Source organism: bacterium (assembly GCA_016124905.1).
GTDB lineage: Bacteria > Pseudomonadota > Alphaproteobacteria > Rickettsiales > RI-342 > RI-342.
This window is the reverse complement of record WGMV01000011.1, coordinates 38,999-56,833: the sequence shown is the minus strand read 5'-3', so window position 1 is coordinate 56,833 and position 17,835 is coordinate 38,999. Positions and strand designations below refer to the sequence as shown.

The 17,835-nt window shown below is 58.4% G+C and carries 19 protein-coding genes; 6 read left to right on the top strand and 13 right to left on the bottom strand.

Annotated features, from left to right (window positions below):
• The first annotated feature begins 3 nt into the window (after positions 1-3).
• The 3 genes from rpsO to GC177_03960 all read left to right on the top strand — a co-directional run bounded on the left by rpsO (position 4) and on the right by GC177_03960 (position 3,582).
• A complete protein-coding gene (gene rpsO / locus GC177_03970) occupies positions 4-273 on the top strand; it encodes a 30S ribosomal protein S15 (protein ID MBI1275109.1) in 270 nt (89 codons plus the stop codon).
• Positions 274-507: 234 nt separating this feature from the next.
• Complete coding sequence (pnp, locus tag GC177_03965) at positions 508-2,781, top strand: polyribonucleotide nucleotidyltransferase (GenBank protein ID MBI1275108.1); 2,274 nt, start codon at positions 508-510, stop codon at positions 2,779-2,781.
• 75 nt (positions 2,782-2,856) lie between these two features.
• Positions 2,857-3,582, top strand: a complete 726-nt coding sequence (locus GC177_03960; protein MBI1275107.1) for a hypothetical protein — start codon at positions 2,857-2,859, stop codon at positions 3,580-3,582.
• Here GC177_03960 and GC177_03955 read toward each other — a convergent pair.
• The 5 genes from GC177_03955 to GC177_03935 all read right to left on the bottom strand — a co-directional run bounded on the left by GC177_03955 (position 3,579) and on the right by GC177_03935 (position 7,832).
• Positions 3,579-4,118: a hypothetical protein gene (locus GC177_03955; protein MBI1275106.1), complete on the bottom strand. Its 540-nt coding sequence runs from the start codon at positions 4,116-4,118 to the stop codon at positions 3,579-3,581. The genes GC177_03960 and GC177_03955 overlap by 4 nt on opposite strands.
• A 58-nt stretch (positions 4,119-4,176) precedes the next feature.
• A complete protein-coding gene (gene pyrF, locus GC177_03950; protein MBI1275105.1) occupies positions 4,177-4,875 on the bottom strand; it encodes an orotidine-5'-phosphate decarboxylase in 699 nt (232 codons plus the stop codon).
• 196 nt (positions 4,876-5,071) lie between these two features.
• Positions 5,072-6,397 carry an amidohydrolase family protein gene (locus tag GC177_03945; protein ID MBI1275104.1) on the bottom strand — a complete coding sequence of 442 codons (1,326 nt, stop codon included), beginning with the start codon at positions 6,395-6,397 and terminating at the stop codon, positions 5,072-5,074.
• Positions 6,394-6,885 carry a GNAT family N-acetyltransferase gene (locus GC177_03940; protein ID MBI1275103.1) on the bottom strand — a complete coding sequence of 164 codons (492 nt, stop codon included), beginning with the start codon at positions 6,883-6,885 and terminating at the stop codon, positions 6,394-6,396. Before GC177_03940 ends, GC177_03945 begins: the two co-directional genes overlap by 4 nt.
• Positions 6,882-7,832, bottom strand: a complete 951-nt coding sequence (locus GC177_03935; protein MBI1275102.1) for an aspartate carbamoyltransferase catalytic subunit — start codon at positions 7,830-7,832, stop codon at positions 6,882-6,884. The genes GC177_03940 and GC177_03935 overlap by 4 nt, the downstream gene beginning before the upstream one ends.
• Between GC177_03935 and GC177_03930 the strand changes: the two genes are divergently transcribed.
• Positions 7,806-8,822 carry a tetratricopeptide repeat protein gene (locus GC177_03930; protein MBI1275101.1) on the top strand — a complete coding sequence of 339 codons (1,017 nt, stop codon included), beginning with the start codon at positions 7,806-7,808 and terminating at the stop codon, positions 8,820-8,822. The two genes, GC177_03935 and GC177_03930, sit on opposite strands and share 27 nt — an antisense overlap.
• 104 nt (positions 8,823-8,926) lie before the next feature.
• Here the strand turns inward: GC177_03930 and mazG are convergent, their stop codons facing one another.
• Entirely contained in the window at positions 8,927-9,775 is an 849-nt protein-coding gene (gene mazG / locus GC177_03925; protein ID MBI1275100.1) for a nucleoside triphosphate pyrophosphohydrolase, read from the bottom strand.
• A 52-nt stretch (positions 9,776-9,827) separates the two neighbouring features.
• Here mazG and GC177_03920 point away from each other — a divergent pair, with 52 nt between their 5' ends.
• Positions 9,828-10,568, top strand: coding sequence for a heme transporter HemC (locus GC177_03920; protein MBI1275099.1), 741 nt, complete (start codon positions 9,828-9,830; stop codon positions 10,566-10,568).
• Here the strand turns inward: GC177_03920 and GC177_03915 are convergent.
• Positions 10,565-11,131 carry a UbiX family flavin prenyltransferase gene (locus GC177_03915; GenBank protein ID MBI1275098.1) on the bottom strand — a complete coding sequence of 189 codons (567 nt, stop codon included), beginning with the start codon at positions 11,129-11,131 and terminating at the stop codon, positions 10,565-10,567. The genes GC177_03920 and GC177_03915 overlap by 4 nt on opposite strands.
• Positions 11,132-11,308: 177 nt before the next feature.
• Between GC177_03915 and GC177_03910 the strand changes: the two genes are divergently transcribed.
• A complete protein-coding gene (locus GC177_03910) occupies positions 11,309-11,500 on the top strand; it encodes a DUF465 domain-containing protein (protein ID MBI1275097.1) in 192 nt (63 codons plus the stop codon).
• 97 nt (positions 11,501-11,597) lie between these two features.
• Here GC177_03910 and GC177_03905 read toward each other — a convergent pair whose 3' ends face one another.
• From GC177_03905 to GC177_03880, 6 genes are all read right to left on the bottom strand, one after another.
• Positions 11,598-11,879: a DUF2312 domain-containing protein gene (locus GC177_03905; protein ID MBI1275096.1), complete on the bottom strand. Its 282-nt coding sequence runs from the start codon at positions 11,877-11,879 to the stop codon at positions 11,598-11,600.
• A 96-nt stretch (positions 11,880-11,975) separates the two neighbouring features.
• The gene (locus GC177_03900) at positions 11,976-12,980 is read right to left on the bottom strand and encodes a hypothetical protein (GenBank protein MBI1275095.1); all 1,005 of its coding nucleotides are present in this window, start codon (positions 12,978-12,980) and stop codon (positions 11,976-11,978) included.
• 89 nt (positions 12,981-13,069) lie between these two features.
• Complete coding sequence (gene putA, locus GC177_03895; GenBank protein ID MBI1275094.1) at positions 13,070-16,222, bottom strand: bifunctional proline dehydrogenase/L-glutamate gamma-semialdehyde dehydrogenase PutA; 3,153 nt, start codon at positions 16,220-16,222, stop codon at positions 13,070-13,072.
• A gap of 148 nt (positions 16,223-16,370) precedes the next feature.
• A complete protein-coding gene (locus GC177_03890; GenBank protein MBI1275093.1) occupies positions 16,371-16,865 on the bottom strand; it encodes a hypothetical protein in 495 nt (164 codons plus the stop codon).
• Between the two features lie 5 nt (positions 16,866-16,870).
• Positions 16,871-17,398 carry a response regulator gene (locus GC177_03885; GenBank protein ID MBI1275092.1) on the bottom strand — a complete coding sequence of 176 codons (528 nt, stop codon included), beginning with the start codon at positions 17,396-17,398 and terminating at the stop codon, positions 16,871-16,873.
• A 128-nt stretch (positions 17,399-17,526) separates the two neighbouring features.
• The gene (locus GC177_03880) at positions 17,527-17,808 is read right to left on the bottom strand and encodes a hypothetical protein (protein ID MBI1275091.1); all 282 of its coding nucleotides are present in this window, start codon (positions 17,806-17,808) and stop codon (positions 17,527-17,529) included.
• Positions 17,809-17,835: the final 27 nt, after the last annotated feature.

Genomic DNA, 17,835 nt, shown 5'->3' with positions numbered 1-17,835 from the left:
ATCATGTCCATTACCGCCGCTAAAAAGCAAGAACTGGTCAAAAAATACGCTACCAACGCGAATGACACCGGTTCCCCCGAAGTTCAGGTTGCCCTGCTGACCGAGCGCATCAACAACCTGACCGAGCATTTCAAAACGCACAGCAAAGACGTGCATTCCCGCCGTGGTCTGCTGAAGCTGGTTTCCAACCGCCGCAGCCTGCTGGATTATCTGAAGAACAACGATGCTTCCCGCTATGAGAAGCTGATCGCTTCCCTGGGTATCCGCAAGTAATTCCGCCCGCAGGCCGGAATAACCGAAAAACCCCGCCTTTGGCGGGGTTTTGTCGTTTAAGGGCCGTTTCCTCGTTGCAGTGAAGGGGCGGGCGCTTAAGAAATAAAACTGGTTTAAAGCTGGTTTTTTGCTACAAGGTCTGCGGGCTGTCTTGCATGGCGGGTCCGTTTGTTTTCTTTGCTGTTTTAATGCCATGTAGAAGGGCGCGAGAGGCGCCAGTAGGAAATGGAAAATATGTTCAATATCACGAAAAAGCAAACCATGTGGGGCGGCCGTCCGCTTATCCTGGAAACCGGTAAAGTCGCCCGTCAGGCCGACGGCACCGTGATCGCCACCTATGGCGACACCATCGTTATGGCCGCCGTTGTGGCCGCCAAAGCCGCCAAGCCGGATCAGGACTTCTTCCCGCTGACGGTTCATTACATCGAAAAATTCTATGCCGCCGGCAAGATTCCGGGCGGTTATTTCCGTCGCGAAGCCAAGCCGACCGAGCGTGAGACGCTGATCGCCCGTCTGATCGACCGTCCGATCCGTCCGCTGTTTGCCGACGAATTCAAAAACGAAACGCAGGTTGTGTGCACCGTGCTGCAGCATGACGGCGTGAACGACCCGGATGTGGTGGCGCTGATTGCCGCTTCCGCCGCGCTGACGATTTCCGGCATTCCGTTCCTTGGCCCAATCGGCGCGGCCAAGGTCGGTTACATCAATGGTGAGTATGTGCTGAACCCAAGCATTATGGAAATGCCGGAAAGCAAGCTGGACCTCGTGGTGGCCGGTACGGAAGAATCCGTACTGATGGTTGAATCCGAAGCGCAGGAACTGAGCGAGGAAGTAATGCTCGGCGCGGTGAATTTCGGCCTAAAGAACAGCAAAACGGCGATTGACCTCATCATCGCGCTGGCGGATGAAGCGGCCAAAGAACCCTGGGCTCTGCCGGAAATCGATAATAGCGAGCTGTACAAAGCCGTTAAGAAGATTGCCGAGAAGCCCATTCGCGAAGCCTATGGCATTGTGAACAAGCAGGAACGCGTTGCCGCTCTTTCCGCTGCCAAAAAAGAGGTGCTGGAGAAGCTGGTGAACGAGACGACCAGCGCCGTGCTGGTTGGCGGCCTGCTTAAGAAGCTGGAAATGGACGTGGTGCGCGGCGGTCTGATCGAGACCGGCAAGCGTATCGACGGCCGTGATGTGAAGAAAGTCCGCCCCATTGAAGCGGAAGTGGACATTCTGCCACGCACGCATGGCAGCGCGCTCTTCACGCGTGGTGAGACGCAGGCACTTGTGGTGGCCACGCTCGGCACCAGCCAGGACGAGCAAATGCTCGATGAGCTGGATGGCGACAAGCGCGACCGTTTCATGTTGCATTACAACTTCCCGCCATACTCCGTGGGTGAAGCCACCCCGCTGCGTCCGCCAGGGCGCCGCGAGATTGGCCATGGCCGTCTTGCCAAGCGCGCCATTCTGCCGTTGCTGCCTTCGAAAGAAGAATTCCCTTATGCCATCCGTCTGGTTTCGGAAATCACCGAGTCCAACGGTTCCTCCTACATGGCCTCCGTGTGCGGTGGTTCGATGGCGCTGATGGCGGCGGGCGTTCCGCTGGCGCGCCCGGTTGCGGGCATTGCCATGGGCCTGATTCTGGAAGGCAAAAAATACGTCGTGCTTTCCGACATCATGGGCGATGAGGATCACCTTGGCGACATGGACTTCAAAGTAGCCGGTACCGATGAGGGCATCACCGCGCTGCAGATGGACATCAAGGTGCGCGGTATTACAGAAGAGATCATGAAAGTGGCTCTTGAGCAGGCGCATGAAGGCCGCAAGCATATTCTGGGTGAGATGTCGAAAGCCATCACCGGTGCGCGCGGCGGTGTGAGCCAGCATGCACCGAAGGTGACCACCATCCAGATCCCGAAAGATAAGATCCGTGAAGTGATCGGCACAGGCGGCAAGGTGATTCGCGAGCTTTGCGAAGAGACCGGCACCAAGATCGACATCGAGCAGGACGGTACGGTTCGTATCGCCTCCACCGATGCCGAGAAGGCACAGATTGCCGTGGATCGCATCATGGGCATCGTGGCCGAGCCGGAAATGGGCATGATCTATGACGGCAAGGTTGTGGACATTGTTGATTTCGGTGCGTTTGTGCAGTTCCTTGGCGCGCGCCAGGGGCTGGTGCATATCAGCGAGCTGGCCTTCAGCCGCGTCGAAAAAGTCGGCGATGTGCTGAAAGTGGGCGATGAGGTGAAGGTGAAATGCATCGGCATGGACCGCGGCAAAGTACGCCTGAGCTACCGCATGGTGAACCAGGAGACCGGCGAAGATGCCGAGCTGCCGGAAGGTTTTGAAGTGCGTGCCCCGCGCAGCGACAACGACCGTGGCGAACGCCGTGGTGGTCGTGACCGTGGCGATCGTGGTGACCGTGGCGGTGATCGCGGTGAACGCCGCGAGCGCAGCAACGATGATGGTGAGGATCGCGGTGAAGACCGTCCTCGTCGTCGCCGTCCGTTCTAAAACAGCGTTGCTGTTTTAGAATAAAAGGAAAAGCCCGTGGTACTGCCACGGGCTTTTTGTTTTGAATGGGAGTTTATGCCAACCATTGCCGATATAAGCGCCGTTATTGAAGCATCCGAGCTTTATGCCGATATTGTGGATGAGGATGCGTTGGGTGGGGAGTGTTTGCCATCCTCCCTGCAAATCCAGAACGAGTTGAGAGCGGCCGGTATTCTTTCCATCGCCATTTCCCATAATGGCGATGGCCATGTGTTTTTGATTGCCGAGAGTGAAGAGGGGCCGGTGCTGGTGGATGTCACGGCCTCCCAATTTCAAAATGATAGCTTGGGTTTTGCCGCGCCGACGACCTATCTGCTGGGGCCGTTGAAGGGCATGCTGACATGGCTGCTGGAGGTTTGCCCAAAGGTTGCCGAGAACTGGACGGAAAAGCTGGTGGCTACCAAGCTGGTGCCGACCGCCGAGACGCTTTATGAACTGGATGCAGCCGAAGAATTACTGTGGCAACAGGCGGCGGCAATTTATGCCGAGCTGGGGCTTGAGCTTGGCCATGAGCATAAGGATACGGCTGGGATGCAGCGGGAGGCGGAGTGGTTGATTTTTCACTATTGCCGGCGCGAGGCTGACCTGGATTTAAGCGATGGCCGCATGCAGGGCCAATATAAACCAGATGAATATGTGGCCTTACTTGCAGAGGAAGCGGCTATTCATGTCCCATCGCACACGGTTGAGCATGCGTTGCCGGTGCTGGCCAGCGCATTCTGCCCGGATATGCTGAAAGGAAAACCGGTGGTGGTGCATTAAGTCCGGCAGGCAATGCCGGATGCAATCATCACTTCTTCCATAGCTGCACTGAGGAGCTCTTTATGCTGCCCGTTGCCTTGGCTTATATGGTCTACCCGTGAGTCTTCCAGCCATCTTTTAATGCCGGGAACATGGTCATAATTGAAGATAGAATAAACCAGATAGATCTTATCGGGTAAGGGGATCTGGTGCTCTTCCATCCAGTTCAGCAATGGCACGGCATGATAAGGGCAAGCAAAGATCTCCTTCGGATGGTCTCCCTGTTGGTGGCGAGCACTTATTTGCGCCAATACTGGTTTCAACGTATTGAGTTCTATTTGCTGGTCACGCGTGGTGTTGTGGTTGTCAAAATGGATAAGGCTGCCGTTTTCAGCGAGTTCTGAACTAATCTGATCGGCCATTTGCAGGCTCATTTCATAGCTTTGTTCCGCCAGATGGCTGGAAGCCTGAGCACAGGCATTCAGGATATGTGGATCGTCAGTGCTTATCCATGGCACCATGTTGTAGCTACCGACCACCAATACATAATCAGACATGACCATTCCCTGTATTTTCAATTACAGCATTGATAAATAATGGAAATATGTGACGTGGTTATGACAATGCATGCCTTAGGGTTTTTAAGGCTTCCAGCGGGTTTTGCGCCTGCGTGACAGGACGGCCGACGACGAGGTAGTCGGCACCGGCCTTGACGGCTTCAGCGGCGCTGAGGGTGCGGGTCTGGTCGTCGCCGCCGGACTGGGCGCGGATGCCGGGGACGACGAGTTTGACGTCGTGGCCGAAGCGGGCGCGGATGGGGGCGATCTCCAGCGGGGAGCAGACGAGGCCCTTGATGCCTGCGCCGATGGCGAGTTCGGCGAGTTTGAGCACCTGGGTTTCAATGTTGCCGTAGCCAATCTGGGTGGCTTCCTGCTGGCTGAGGCTGGTGAGCAGGGTGACGGCGAGCACGAGCGGGGCTTTGGTGTTGCGTTTGTCAGCCTCTTCCATCGCGGTTTCGGCAGCAGCTTTGCACATGCTGTGGCCGCCGGATGCATGGATGGTGAGCATCTCGCAGCCCGTTGCCATAGCGCTGCGGATGGCACCTTTGACGGTGTTGGGGATGTCGTGGAATTTCAGATCGAGGAAGAGGCCGCAGGGGAGTTCCAGCTTCTGCACACCGGCGATGCCGTGCATGGTAAAGAATTCAAGGCCGAGTTTCACAAGGCCTGCTTCATGCGCGAAGCTGTTCACCCAGCTCTTTACGGTAGCCGGGTCGTTGCTGTCGAGGGCGATGATAAAAGGGTTATGTGGCATGGGTATTGTGTGAAGATACTCCCTCACCCCAACCCTCTCCCTCAAGGGGAGAGGGGGATAAGAGAGTGATTGAGACTAAAGCCCTATAGCTTGTTTTTGTAGGCTGGTGGAGTTTTTTGTGTGAGGGGTTACCCCCTCTCCCCTTGAGGGAGAGGGTTGGGGTGAGGGGGTATCTTAAAAGTTGAGGTGAGAGGTTTTATGAGAGGCTGTACACCACTTCCCCCGCCACCACGGTATGAATGGCGCGCCCTTTGACCTTGCGGCCATGGAAAGGGGTGTTGGTGGAGGTGCTGCTGAATTTCGTGTGGTCGATGGTCCAGGGCGTGTCGAGGTCGATCACGACGAGGTCCGCAGGGTAACCTTTGGCGAGGCGGCCGGTCTTCTGTTTAATGATGTCGGCGGCCTGGTTGGTCATTTTGGCGAGCAGGTCGCGCAGGCTGAGGAGCTTATTGTGGTAAAGCTCGAGCGAGATGGGCAGCATGGTTTCCACACCCACGATGCCGAAGGTGGCGGAGGGAAGGGGCAGGGCCTTGCTGTCGGGGTCGTGCGGGGCATGGTCGGTGGCGATGGCGTCCACCGTGCCGTCCTTCAGGCCTTCCAGCAGGGCGGCGACGTCTTCCTTGCTGCGGAGCGGCGGGTTCATTTTGGCGAGTGTGCCATGTTCCAGCACGGCGGATTCATCCAGCGTGAAATGGTGGGGGGAGACCTCGCAGGTGACGTGCTGGCCCTTGGCCTTGGCGCGGCGCACCGCGTCCAGCGCCTCACGCGTGGAGACGTGCAGCACGTGGTAATGGCCGCCGACGAGGGCGTTGAGCAGAATGTCGCGCTCCACGCACACGGCTTCGGACGCATTGGGGATGCCGCCGACGCCAAGCTGGGCGGAGACATACCCTTCGTTGATGCAGCCTTTGTTGGTGAGGGAGAGATCCTCGGCATGCTGGGCGACGACGAGGCCAAGGTCCTTGGCATATTCCATCACGCGGCGCATCAGCAGGCTGTTGCCGAGCGGCAGGCCGTCGTCGGTGAAGCCCACCACGCCCGCCTTGGCCATGCCGGAAAGATCGGCCAGCTGTTCGCCCTTGAGGCCTTCGGTCATGGAGCCGTACATGCGGATGTGGTTGTAGCTGGTTTCACGCGCGCGGCTTTTGATGAATTCCACCACCGTGGCATCCTGGATGGTCGGCTTTGTGTTGGGCTGGCACACGACCATAGTGATGCCGCCCGCCACTGCCGAGCGGCTACCGCTCTCGATGGTTTCCTTGTGCTCCTGGCCGGGTTCGCGAAAATGCACCTGGATGTCCACCAGGCCGGGGGCGAGGACGTGACCGCCGCAATCGATCACTTCCGCACCTTCGGGCGTGGCGCCTTTTTTGATGTGTGGGCCGAGGTCGGTAATCAGGCCGTCCTGCGCGATGAGGCCGCCGGTTTCGTCGCGGCCGGATTCGGGGTCCACAAGGCGGGCATTAATGAAGGCCAGTGTTTTGGCCTGTTTGCCGGTAGGCTTGGTGAAGGTCTGTTTCATTGTTTTTTTTCCGAGTAGATATCGGGCCGGTGGAGCTCCAGCCAGTTTTCGGGGTTTTGCAGCGGGGTGAAGCCCAGCTCGCGGTAGAAATTATGCGCCTTGGAGGTGTAAAGCGCAAGCTTGCGTAACCCCTGAAGCGCCGGATGCTCGATCATCTCGCGCATCAGCCAGCGGGCGAGGCCGAAGCCGCGATGCTCGTCCATCACAAACACATCGCACCAATAGGCGAAGGTGGAATAATCCGTCACGATGCGGGCGAAGCCGACCTGCTTTAGTTTTTCACCGCTGGTCTGGAATGCGCCGAAGCAAAGGGAGTTTTCGATGGCGCGTTCAACGATCTCACGCGGGATGTCATGCGCCCATTTGGAATTCTTGCTCAGGTAGCCATGGATGAAATCCACATCGAGCAGTTTCTTCTCGTTGGTGATGACGTAGCCTTGCAGGCGTTCGTCGTCCGGTTCGGTGTCATACAGCGGGGCGGCGATCATAGGAGCCCCGCTTTCTGCCGTGCTTCCGCCAGCCAGAGCAGGATGGCCTGACGCATGGCGACGCCGTGTTCCACCTGGTCAAGAATGAGGCTGAGGTCCAGGTCGTCGGCCAGTTCGCTGGTGATCTCGATGCCGCGGTTCATCGGGCCGGGGTGGAGCACGCGGGCTTTTTTGCCGGCAAGCTTCATGCGCGCATGCGTGAGGCCGAAACGGTCGAAATAGCTGGTGAGGGAGGGGACGTAACCGCCATGCATGCGCTCTTTCTGCAGGCGCAGCATGATGATGGCGTCGGTACCTTTGATGCCGCTTTCCATGTCGGTATGGATGGTGCAGGGGGCAAGGGTTTCGATGCCGCGGGGCATGAGGCTGCTTGGGCCGACCAAGCGCACCTTTGCGCCAAGCTGGTTCAGCAGCAGCAGGTTGGAGCGCGCCACGCGGCTGTGAAGGATGTCGCCGCAGATGGCGATGTTCAGGCCTTTGAACTCACCGAAATGCCGCTGGATGGTGAGGGCATCGAGCAATGCCTGGGTCGGGTGTTCGTGGCAGCCGTCGCCAGCGTTGATGACGCTGGCTTTCACGTTATCCGCCACCAGCTTCACCCCGCCGGATTCGCCATGGCGCACCACGATGAAGCCGGGGTTCATGGCCATCAGCGTGCGGGCGGTATCGATGATGGTTTCGCCCTTGGCGACAGAGGATTGGGCAATGGCGATGTTGACCACATCCGCCCCGAGGCGTTTGCCCGCCAGCTCAAATGAGGTGCGCGTGCGGGTGGAGTTTTCGAAAAAGACGTTCAGCAGCGTGATGCCCTTCAAGTCGTCACGGCGGGCGCGGGGCTGGCGGTTGAAGGAAATAAGCGATGCGGCGGATTCCAACAGTTTGTGGGTATCCGCGATTTTCAAGCCCTGTATCCCCAACAGATGGGGGATCGCTTGTGGTTGTTGCATTGCCAGCTGCTTCGCATTCATGATAAGGATGTGCAGGTGTGTAGAGCTTTTGAAGGGGAATGCAACCCAATGATGCGAAAATCCCTTATCCTTCCTGCGATTGCTATCGCAGGTGTGACGTTTTTGTCATCCTGCCAGCAGATGACGCAGACCTTTCCCTCGCTCGACAATGATGTGACGCCCGAGGTGCTGGTCGAGAAAAGCGGCAAGGATGTGAAGTTCGAGGGCGTGAACGCGTCCCTGCTCAAGACCGCGCAAAAGGCGATGGAAGACGGCAATTACGCCAAGGCGGCGCAATTCTACAAGCAATTGATGAACGAGGACCCCAAGGGCGACCTCTACCAGCTGGCCTATGCCGAGGCGCTTCGCCGCAGCGGGGATTACGGCATGGCGCTGAACACCTATGAGGCTTTCATCCGCAAACATCCTGACAGCCTGGTGGCGCATGAAGGGCGGGGGTTGACCTTGCTGGCGCAGGATGACGTGACGCGCGCGCTGGAGGTGCTGGACACGGTGCGCCAGCGCGACGGCACCCGCTGGCGCACGCTGAACGGCATCGGCGTGGGGCTGGCGATCCAGAAGAAGAATGAAGACGCGCTGCAATATTTCCGCGAAGCCCTGAAATATAACGAGAATAATTCATCCGTGCTGAACAATATCGGCCTGACGCTGGCCATCATGGATGATTACCCACGTGCCCTGAAGGCGCTGGACCTTGCCGTGCGCATGCACAAAGGCCCGACGAAGGACCTGGAGCGCATCGACCTGAACCGGGCGATGGTGATGGGGATTTCCGGCGATCTGGACGGGGCGGAGAAGGTGGCCGGACAGTATCTGAAGAAACCCGAGCTTTACAACAACCTCGGTTATTACGCCTATCTTGCCAATGACCGGGAGCTGGCCAAGACCTACCTGAACATGGCGCTGACCCAGAGCCCGGAATATTATAAAAAGGCGTGGGATAATCTGCAGCAGGTGATGAAGAAGTAACGCTTACAGCGTTACTTCTTCTGGCTTTTATTGGCTCGCTCCGCTCGCTAATTGCGCGCCAATAAGGCGCGGGCCGCGGTCGGGCCCAGTCGCTGTGCTCCAGGTTACTTTTTCTCTAATTGTTTTGCCTGTTGCCAGAGTGCTTCCTGCTCAACAAGCGAGAGCTTGCTGAAGGTTTTGCCGTTTGTTTTGGCGAATTGTTCCATCTGGCGGAAGCGGCGCTCGAATTTGGAATTGGCGTTTTTCAGGGCGGTTTCGGGGTCCAGTTTCAGGTGGCGGGCGAGGTTGGCCATGACGAACATCAGGTCGCCGAATTCTTCCTCGATATGGGCCTGGTTATTGGGGCGTGAGGCGGCTTCTTTCAGTTCGTCTAGCTCTTCGTGGAGCTTGTCCCAGACAGGGGCGATGCTCGGCCAGTCGAAGCCGGTTTTGGCGGCGCGTTTTTGCAGTTTTTCTGCACGCATGAGGGCGGGCAGGCCGAGGGTGACACCGTCCAGCGCACTGGCATCGGGGTTTTGTTGTTCGCGTTTGGCTTTTTTCATGTCCTCCCAGGCGGTGAGCTGGGCATCGGCGGTTTTGATGTCGGCCTCTCCGAGCTTTTGGTTCATTTCGGCTCCGCCGAAGACATGGGGGTGGCGTTCCACCATCTTGTCGCTGATGCTGCCCGCGACATCGTCAAAATCAAACAGTTTTTCTTCTTTCGCCATTTGCGCGTGGAAGACCACCTGCAACAGCAGGTCGCCGAGTTCTTCCTTCAGGTGCTCCATATCGCCCCGCTCAATGGCGTCGGCCACTTCGTAGGCTTCCTCGATGGTGTAAGGGGCGATGGAGGCGAAATCCTGTTCCAGGTCCCACGGGCAGCCGGTGACGGGCGTGCGCAGGCGGACCATGATTTCCAGCAATCTGTCGATAGCGGGACTGGCGGGCAGGGGGGCGGCGGCAGGTTTGGTCATGTGGCTTGTATCCCGTAATATGCTGCGGTAAGCAGGTATAATTGATTCATCCATAAAGGCCAATGCCGTGACCCATGAATTCGCCAGCCCGCACCGTTTCGCCGCCATTGCCCGTGCGGCATTGCCGGTGGCGGCTATCGCCGCGGCGCTGCTGCTGGGGCTTGGGTTGTGGCTGGCGCTTGGGCATTCGCCAGCAGATTATCAGCAGGGGGATTTTGTGCGCATCATGTATGTGCATGTGCCAGCTGCCTGGCTGGCGATGGGGATTTATTCCGCCATGGTGGCTTCCAGCATCGCCTGGCTCATCTGGCGGCACCCGATTGCGGATATGATTGCGCGCAACAGCGCGCCCATCGGCACCGTGTTTTGCGGCATCTGCCTGTTGACAGGCATGATCTGGGCGCGGCCCATGTGGGGCGCCTGGTGGGTGTGGGATGCGCGGCTGACCTCCATGCTGGTGCTGTTCTTTATATATGTGGGCTATCTGCTGCTGGCCAAGGCGGCGGACGATGCGGAAAAATCCGCCATGCCGCTGGCATGCTTGGCGCTGGTGGGGGGCGTGAACCTGCCCATTATCAAATTTTCCGTAGAGTGGTGGAATAGTTTGCACCAGCCTGCGAGTGTGTTTCGCAGCGGGGGGAGTTCACTCCATCCTGATATGCTGGCGCCGCTGATGGTAATGGGGCTGGCATTCCTGCTCATCTATATCGCGCTGCTGCTGGCGGCGGTGCAGACGGAGCTGTGGGAGAGAAAATACAAACGGGCGATGCGCAAGCTCCAGCGCAGCGTTTAAAGCCCCTGCCAGCGTTTGATGCCCTTTACCTCCAGCCCAAAGAGTTCCAGCGCGCGGCCTACGCTGTGGGTGACGATGTCGTCCAGCGATTGCGGGTTGTTGTAGAAGGCCGGGACGGGGGGGGCGATGATGCCGCCCATCTGGGTGACGGTGAGCATGTTCTGGATATGCACCTGCGTCAGTGGGGTTTCGCGCACCATCAGCACCAGCTTGCGGCGTTCTTTAAGAATGACGTCGGCGGCGCGGGGCAGGAGCCCTGCGGTGAGGCCGGTGGCGATTTCCGCCAGGGCTTTCATGGAGCACGGGGCGACCAGCATGCCATCCGTATGGAAGGAGCCGCTGGAAATTTTTGCGGCGATGTCACCGGGGGCGTAATGATGGTCCGCCAGTTTTTTTACATCTTCAGCGGTCATGCCGAGTTCCTGCTGAAGGGTGATATAACCCGATTTGCTGACAACCAGATGCGTTTCGACCTTTGATTGGCGCAACAGTTCCAGCGCTTTGGTGCCATAGGTAGCGCCCGATGCGCCGCTGATGCCCAGAATGATGCGTTTAGCTGTCATTATTCTCATTCCATATTATGCGGCAAGAAGCATGCCAAGGCGTGTAAGGATTGCGTAAAAAATGCTTTATTGCCAACAAATTATCTAAAATTGTCCACATATTTTGGTTGAAGGGAAGGCCCTTTTGCGCTATGTTCAAAAACCTAACACTGCACTGCAACATACAGGAGGAATGGCATGACGCTGACTGCTCATATCAAGACACTGGAACAGCGTAAAGTCGAACTGGAGCGCCAGATTCAGGAAGAAGCTACCCGACCGCTGCCAAACCTCATGCTGATTCAGGATTTGAAGAAGAAAAAGCTGCGTACCAAGGAAAAGATCTATTCCCTCGTGACGCAGAAACCGGTGGAACTGGATTGCGCCTAGCCTAACCAACCCAGAAATAAAAAGACGGCCCGTCATGTTTGAACGGGCCGTTTTTTATTGGCAAAAAACGGGCCGGAATGAACCGGCCCAGCTTTTACTAAGCGGCTTCCAGCTCGCTTTCGCGTTCAAATGCCGGAACCAGGCCAAGGGCGGCCTTATAGGTATCCAGCAGATGTTCCTGCTCGTCGCGCTCGTTCTTGTCCATTTTGCGGATGCGGACGACCTGGCGCATGATCTTGGGATCGTAGCCGTTGGCTTTCGCTTCCGAATAAACATCGCGGATATCGCCACCGAGCGCGGCTTTTTCTTCTTCCAGTTTCTCAATGCGCTCAATGAATTGCTTCAGCTGTTCAGCCTGAACGCCACCGTGAAATGTCATGTGTATCTCCTCTATAGGGCCATCGTTGGGGAGTGGTAGTCTGCCCTGTTGCGCGGGGATACGCAAGTGTTGTTGATAAGTTTCTGAGATTCGGCGCTAACCGGCCAAGGCGGCTTCCGGCTGGGCGGCGATGTGCGGCACGGCCATGACGTAGCGGCTCGGAATGGTGAGGCTGCAGCCTGCATCCACCATGGCTAGGCGTACGCCGTATTCAGCCAGTGGGCAGAGCGTGTTAAGCAGCTCGGTGTGGTCATTGTCACTGCGGCGTGCATTCAGGCGGCCATGGTCGAGCAGGGAGGCCATGTCGTGCAGCCAGGCCGTATCGGCGGCAGAAAATGTTGCGGTCAGGCCGTTTTCCAGCTGCCATTGCCAGTCCACCGATTGCGCGCCGGAATGGTGCAGCAGCATTTCCAGCAGCTTTTGAAACGGAGAGGCGGGCAGGAAAAGCCACAGGCTTTCGGGTAAAGCGGCAAGGCCGTGACGCGCCTCGGCACCCAGCTGGTTCAGCCCCGCTTCCAGCAGAAAGGGCTCGTTGGCTTCGGGCGATTCGGCGGTGGAAAACGGCAAATCTGCCATTTGCCTCAGGTGGTGTTCCATCTGCCGCGCGGCGCGGCGGATGCTGGCGATGGCCTCGCCGGTATTGTAAACCCATTTGCCGCTGGCGACCCATTCCGCGCAGAGGGAAATGGCGTTGAGGGAATCCAGCATGTCGTGATGCAGCTGCCCCCAGGCGCCTTGGCGCAGGCGTGCAACCAGTGATTTTTCCGTGCCAGTGCGGGCGGTGGGGAAGCAAAGCATTTTCCATCCGTCCTGCATGTGCAGCAAGGACGTGTGATAGAGGCCGTTATTGCCGTGCAGAAGCTGAGGATATGTGAGGTAATGCTCGGGATTTCCGTGGCTTTCCAGGCGCCTGGAAAGCCAGTTTTCCACGCTGGCGACATCCAACCCATGCGGGCCGTTATACTGCATGCGCTGCGGAGAAGCCGGGTTGTGTAATGGCACGCATATACCGCCCATCTGCTGGCAGAGCTGGAGCAAGGTGTCGGCGGGAATGGCAGGGTCGGCAGATGATTCGGCGGTTTTTTTTCTGAACCAGTTCACTGTCGGGTTTGCCTTAAGGATGCCTGCGCTTTTGCCCTCATACCACTAAGCATGGTATTTGGAAAGGGAATAACCACAATCCGTTGCGTTCAATTGCCGGTGAACAGCGCGATGTTTCCGCCCACGGCGGCCGTGTTTACGGTGAGGGTTTTTTCCGTCAGGAAACGCAGCAGGTAATGCGGGCCGCCCGCCTTGAAGCCGGTGCCGGAAAGGCCCATGCCGCCGAACGGCTGCACGCCCACCACCGCGCCGATCATGCTGCGGTTGACATAGACATTGCCTGCGTTCACACGCCCGGCGATGTATTGCGCCGTGCCGTCGATGCGGCTATGCACGCCAAGCGTCAGGCCGTAGCCCGTGCGGTTGATGCTGTCGATCACCTTGTCCAGCTCGCCCGCTTCGTAACGCACCACGTGCAGGATGGGGCCGAAGACTTCGCTTTTCAACATCTCGGCGTTGGGCAGTTCAAAGATGGTGGGGGCGACGTAATGGCCCATCTGGCCCACCCGCGTGCCAAGGCTGTATTCAAACACCAGTTTTGCGGATTTTTTGAACGCGGTTTTGTGTTTTTCCAGCATGTTTTTGGCATCGGCATCGATGACGGGGCCGATGTCGGTTTTCAGTTCCCACGGCAGGCCGACCATGCGTGTCTGCAGGCTGCCTGCGATCATGTGGATCATCTCGCTGGCCGTGTCGCTTTGAACGAATAACAGCCGTAGGGCGGAGCAACGCTGTCCCGCGCTGCCGAAGGCGGAAAGCACCACGTCATCGGCCACCTGCTCGGGCAGGGCGGTGGAATCGACAATCATGGCGTTCATGCCGCCCGTCTCGGCGATGAGGGGCAGAATGGCGCCGGGACGTTCGGCGAGTTTGCGTTGGAGCAGTTTGCCCACCTCGGTGGAACCGGTGAAGCAGATGCCCGCCAGGGCGGGATGTTCCAGCACGGCCTGGCCGATGGTCGGGCCGTCGCCGGGGATGAGCGCCAGCGCCTGCGGCGGAATGCCCGCCTCGTGCAGCAGTTTGACGGCATGCCAGGCGATGATGGGCGTCTGTTCCGCCGGTTTGGCGACCACGGTATTGCCGGTGGCCAGCGCGGCGGCTATCTGGCCAATGAAAATGGCAAGCGGGAAGTTCCACGGGCTGATGCAGCAAAATACGCCGCGGCCTTGAAGCAGCAAATGGTTGGATTCGCCGGTTGGCCCGGGAAGCTGAACGGGAGCGCCGCACAGGCGCTCGGCCTCGGCGGCGTAATAGCGGCAGAAATCCACCGCTTCACGGATTTCGTCCATGGCGTCCTGAAGCGTGCGACCACCTTCGCGCAGGATGAGCGCCATCAGCACGTCGCGCTCTTCCTCCATTTTATCCGCGGCGTTGCGGAGCAGGCGTGCGCGCAGGGCCACCTCGGTCTGCGCCCAGCGGGGAAAATAATGGCCCGCGATATCCATCGCCTTTTTGGCGTCGGCGGCGTCGCATTCCATTATCTGGCCGACACGGTCGTTCAGGTTGCCGGGGTTGACGATGTCGCGCGCATGTTTGCCGACCGGCTTGCCGTCAATGAGGCCGGTGGCCTGCCAGTAGCGGTCTCCCTGCTGGCCGAGGCCTTCGTAAAGGCGCTCGATATGCAGGTAATAGCCCAGATCAACGCCTTTTGAATTGGGGCGTTTAGGGCCGTACATCTCAACAGGCAGGGGGATGTAGGGTGGCTGGGATGCCTTTTCCCGATGAAGCGAAACGGGGTCGGCGATCAGGCGTTCCAGCGAGGTGTTTTTATCGCCCAGCTGATTGATGAAAGAGCTGTTGGCGCCGTTTTCCAGCAGGCGGCGCACGAGGTAGGCCAGCAGGTCCTTGTGCACGCCGATAGGGGCGTAGATACGGCAGCGGATCTGGGCTTTTTTGGACATCAGCTGGTCATAGAGCGTGCCGCCCATGCCCTGAAGGCGCTGGAATTCGTAATGGGCGTCCTTGGGGGCCATTTCCAGGATGCTGGCGACGGTGTGCGCGTTGTGCGTGGCGAATTGCGGATACAGTAGCTTGCCGTAATCCAGCAGCGTGCGGGCGCAGGCGAGGTAGGAGAGATCGGTGGCGTATTTGCGGGTGTAGACGGGATAGCCTTCCAGCCCGTGCACCTGGGCGTGCTTGACCTCGGAATCCCAATAGGCGCCTTTCACGAGGCGGATGGGAATCTGCTTGCCGGTCGATCTGGCCAGCGCGGCCGTCCAGTGGATGACGTGGAGCGCGCGTTTCTGGTAGGCCTGCACCACCAGCGACACGCCGTCCCATGCGCCGATATCAGGATCGCGGATCAGGGCCTCGAAAATGTCGAGCGAAAGATCGAGCCGGGCGGCTTCCTCGGCGTCGATGGCGGCCATGAGGTTGTATTTTTTTGCGGCGAGCATCAGTTTTTTCAGCTCGGGCACCAGTTCGTCCATCACGGCCTGTTTGTGCTTGCTGTGATAGGCGGGGTGAAGGGCGGAAAGCTTGATGGAAATGCTCGGGCGGTCGTGCAGTTCCAGGTTGGAGGGGGCGTTTTTGCCGATCACCTCGATGGCATGCAGGTAGCGCGCGGCATATTCTGCGGCATAGGCACGGGTGCGCGCGCCTTCACCCAGCATGTCGTAGCTGTGCATGTAGCCGTTGGTCTCGTTTTCACGCGCGGCCTTCACGCCGCTTTCGATGGAGGTGCCCAGAATGAACTGCGTGCCCATCCATTCCATCGCCTTGCTCAGAACCTGGCGGATGATGGGGGCGCCCATTTTCTGCACCAGTTTGCGGAGCGTCACCAGCGGGGCTTCGGATTCGCGGTCGAAATCCATGATCTTGCCGGTGAGCATCAAGCCCCAGCTGGAGGCATTGACGAGGATGGACTCGCTGCCGCCAAGGTAGCGTTCCCAGTCGGTGTTGGTGAATTTATCCTCGATCAGCCGGTTGGCGGTGTTGCTGTCCGGCACGCGGAGGAGGGCTTCGGCCAGGCACATGATGAGCACGCCTTCGCGCTGGTCCAGCCGGTATTCCTGCAGCAGGGCTTCCACACCCGTGTGGCCGCTGGCGCGGATGCCGGCGACGAGATCCTCGGCACGGTCATGCACGCGGCGTTTCAGTTCATCGCTTCTGGCGTCCAGAATGGCAATCAGGGGTTCGAGGGCGAGTTCCTCGTCTATCAGGGCATGCTCAACAATTTTACGCCGAAGGCGGGAGAGTTCATCCTCGCCGGTTTGCGCAGGAGTGCGTGCCGTCTTTGCCATGCTTCAACCCGTATTGTGAAAGACCGGCAAGCAATCTAGCAAGCTATGAATGGATAAACAAGCAGCCTCCCATGCAGGGTAGGGCTGCAAGGGAGGTATTTTATCCACCCGCCAGGCCTGGCGGGCCCCACGCGGATGCCGGGGGTTTTTATGAACGGCTGAATTTATCGGTGAGCATGGTCAGGTTGGTGAGCAGTTCCTTGCCCATTTTACCCCCGTCGCCACGTATATTGTGGGTGAAAATGCTTTTGAGCGCCAGGGCATAGGCGCGGATGACCTTGAGCTCGGCGGCGTGCATCTGGTGGTGTTTCACCACGTAATCATGCCCCTGGTTGGCCACGCGGCTTGCGAGCATGTAACCAAAGGTGCCGGCCGTGCTCATGATGCGGAAAAAGGCGTTTTCCATGCTGGTGATCAGGTTCAGGTCGCCGCTGTAGCCCTGTTCGATCTCTTCCAGCAGCAGCTCGATGGATTTTATGTCCGTCTGGGTCTGGTTCAGAAACTGGTCAAGATTATTGAATACCGCCTGCTGCGCGGATTCCACGCGGTCGGCATCGACGAGGGTTTCAAGCGGACGGTTGCCGATTTTCTGTTTTAGCGACGTGTCAGGCGGCAGGATGGTGGCCTTGGATGGTTTCTTCATGGCCGTTAATCCGTCTCGCGTTTTTTCATGCCGTCGGGCGGCATGCCGCTGCGGCGGCGGCGGTCCGGCCCGGTATAGGCGGTGGACATGACGAAGCCGCGCGGGTTATCCACCACGGCCTTGATGCGGGAAAAGAGGGTGTCGGCCGTAAAGGGCTTGAGCAGGTATTCGGTGATGCCGGAATCCCGCGCGAGCTTGACGTCGTTTTCCTCCCCTTTGCCCGTCAGCATGATGATGGGGGTAAAGCGCTTGCCGCCACTCAACTGGGTGCGCACGGCGCGTGTCATTTCAATGCCGTCCATCGGCGCCATTTTCCAGTCGCAAATAATGATATCCACCGGATTGAAGGCGATGTAATCAAGCGCAGCGCGGCCGTTCGGCTCAATCTGCACATTGGAAAAACCAAGAATTTTCAACAGATCATGCACCAGGCGACGCGTAATACGGTCGTCATCCACAATCAGGAGGTGGATGTTGCTCAACACATCTTCGGCGGTGAGCCGTGGTGGAAGCATGTTGGGTGGCAGGTTCATTTTTTCACTTTTACCGGTCAGGGTTTACCAAAGTGTAAACACAGCCGGTGGCAGGCGAGGCATAATTGCCTGTATCCAAAAGAAAAGGGGCGGGCCGAGGCCCGCCCCTTTGGTTTGCTCGGGCAAGCTTAGTGTTTGTTATGTTTTTTACGTGCAATGTTATGGTTTGCCTTGTTTTGCTTGTGCTGAATGCGGGCGCGTTCCTTTTTGGTCACCTCACCATCGGCTTTTGCTTTGGTTTCGGCATTTTCAATACGGTCCTGCTGGCGCTCAAGGCGGTTGGCCTCATGTTCGTTCAGCTGGCCGGATTCCACGCCATTTTCAATGCGCTGGTTCTGCCGGGCCTCGCGGTTGTCGATGCCCGGAGTCTCAGCCGAAACGCCCGCCTTAGCATTGGCGTTGATGTCCAGGCCTTCGCCAACCGGGGGAATGGCGGG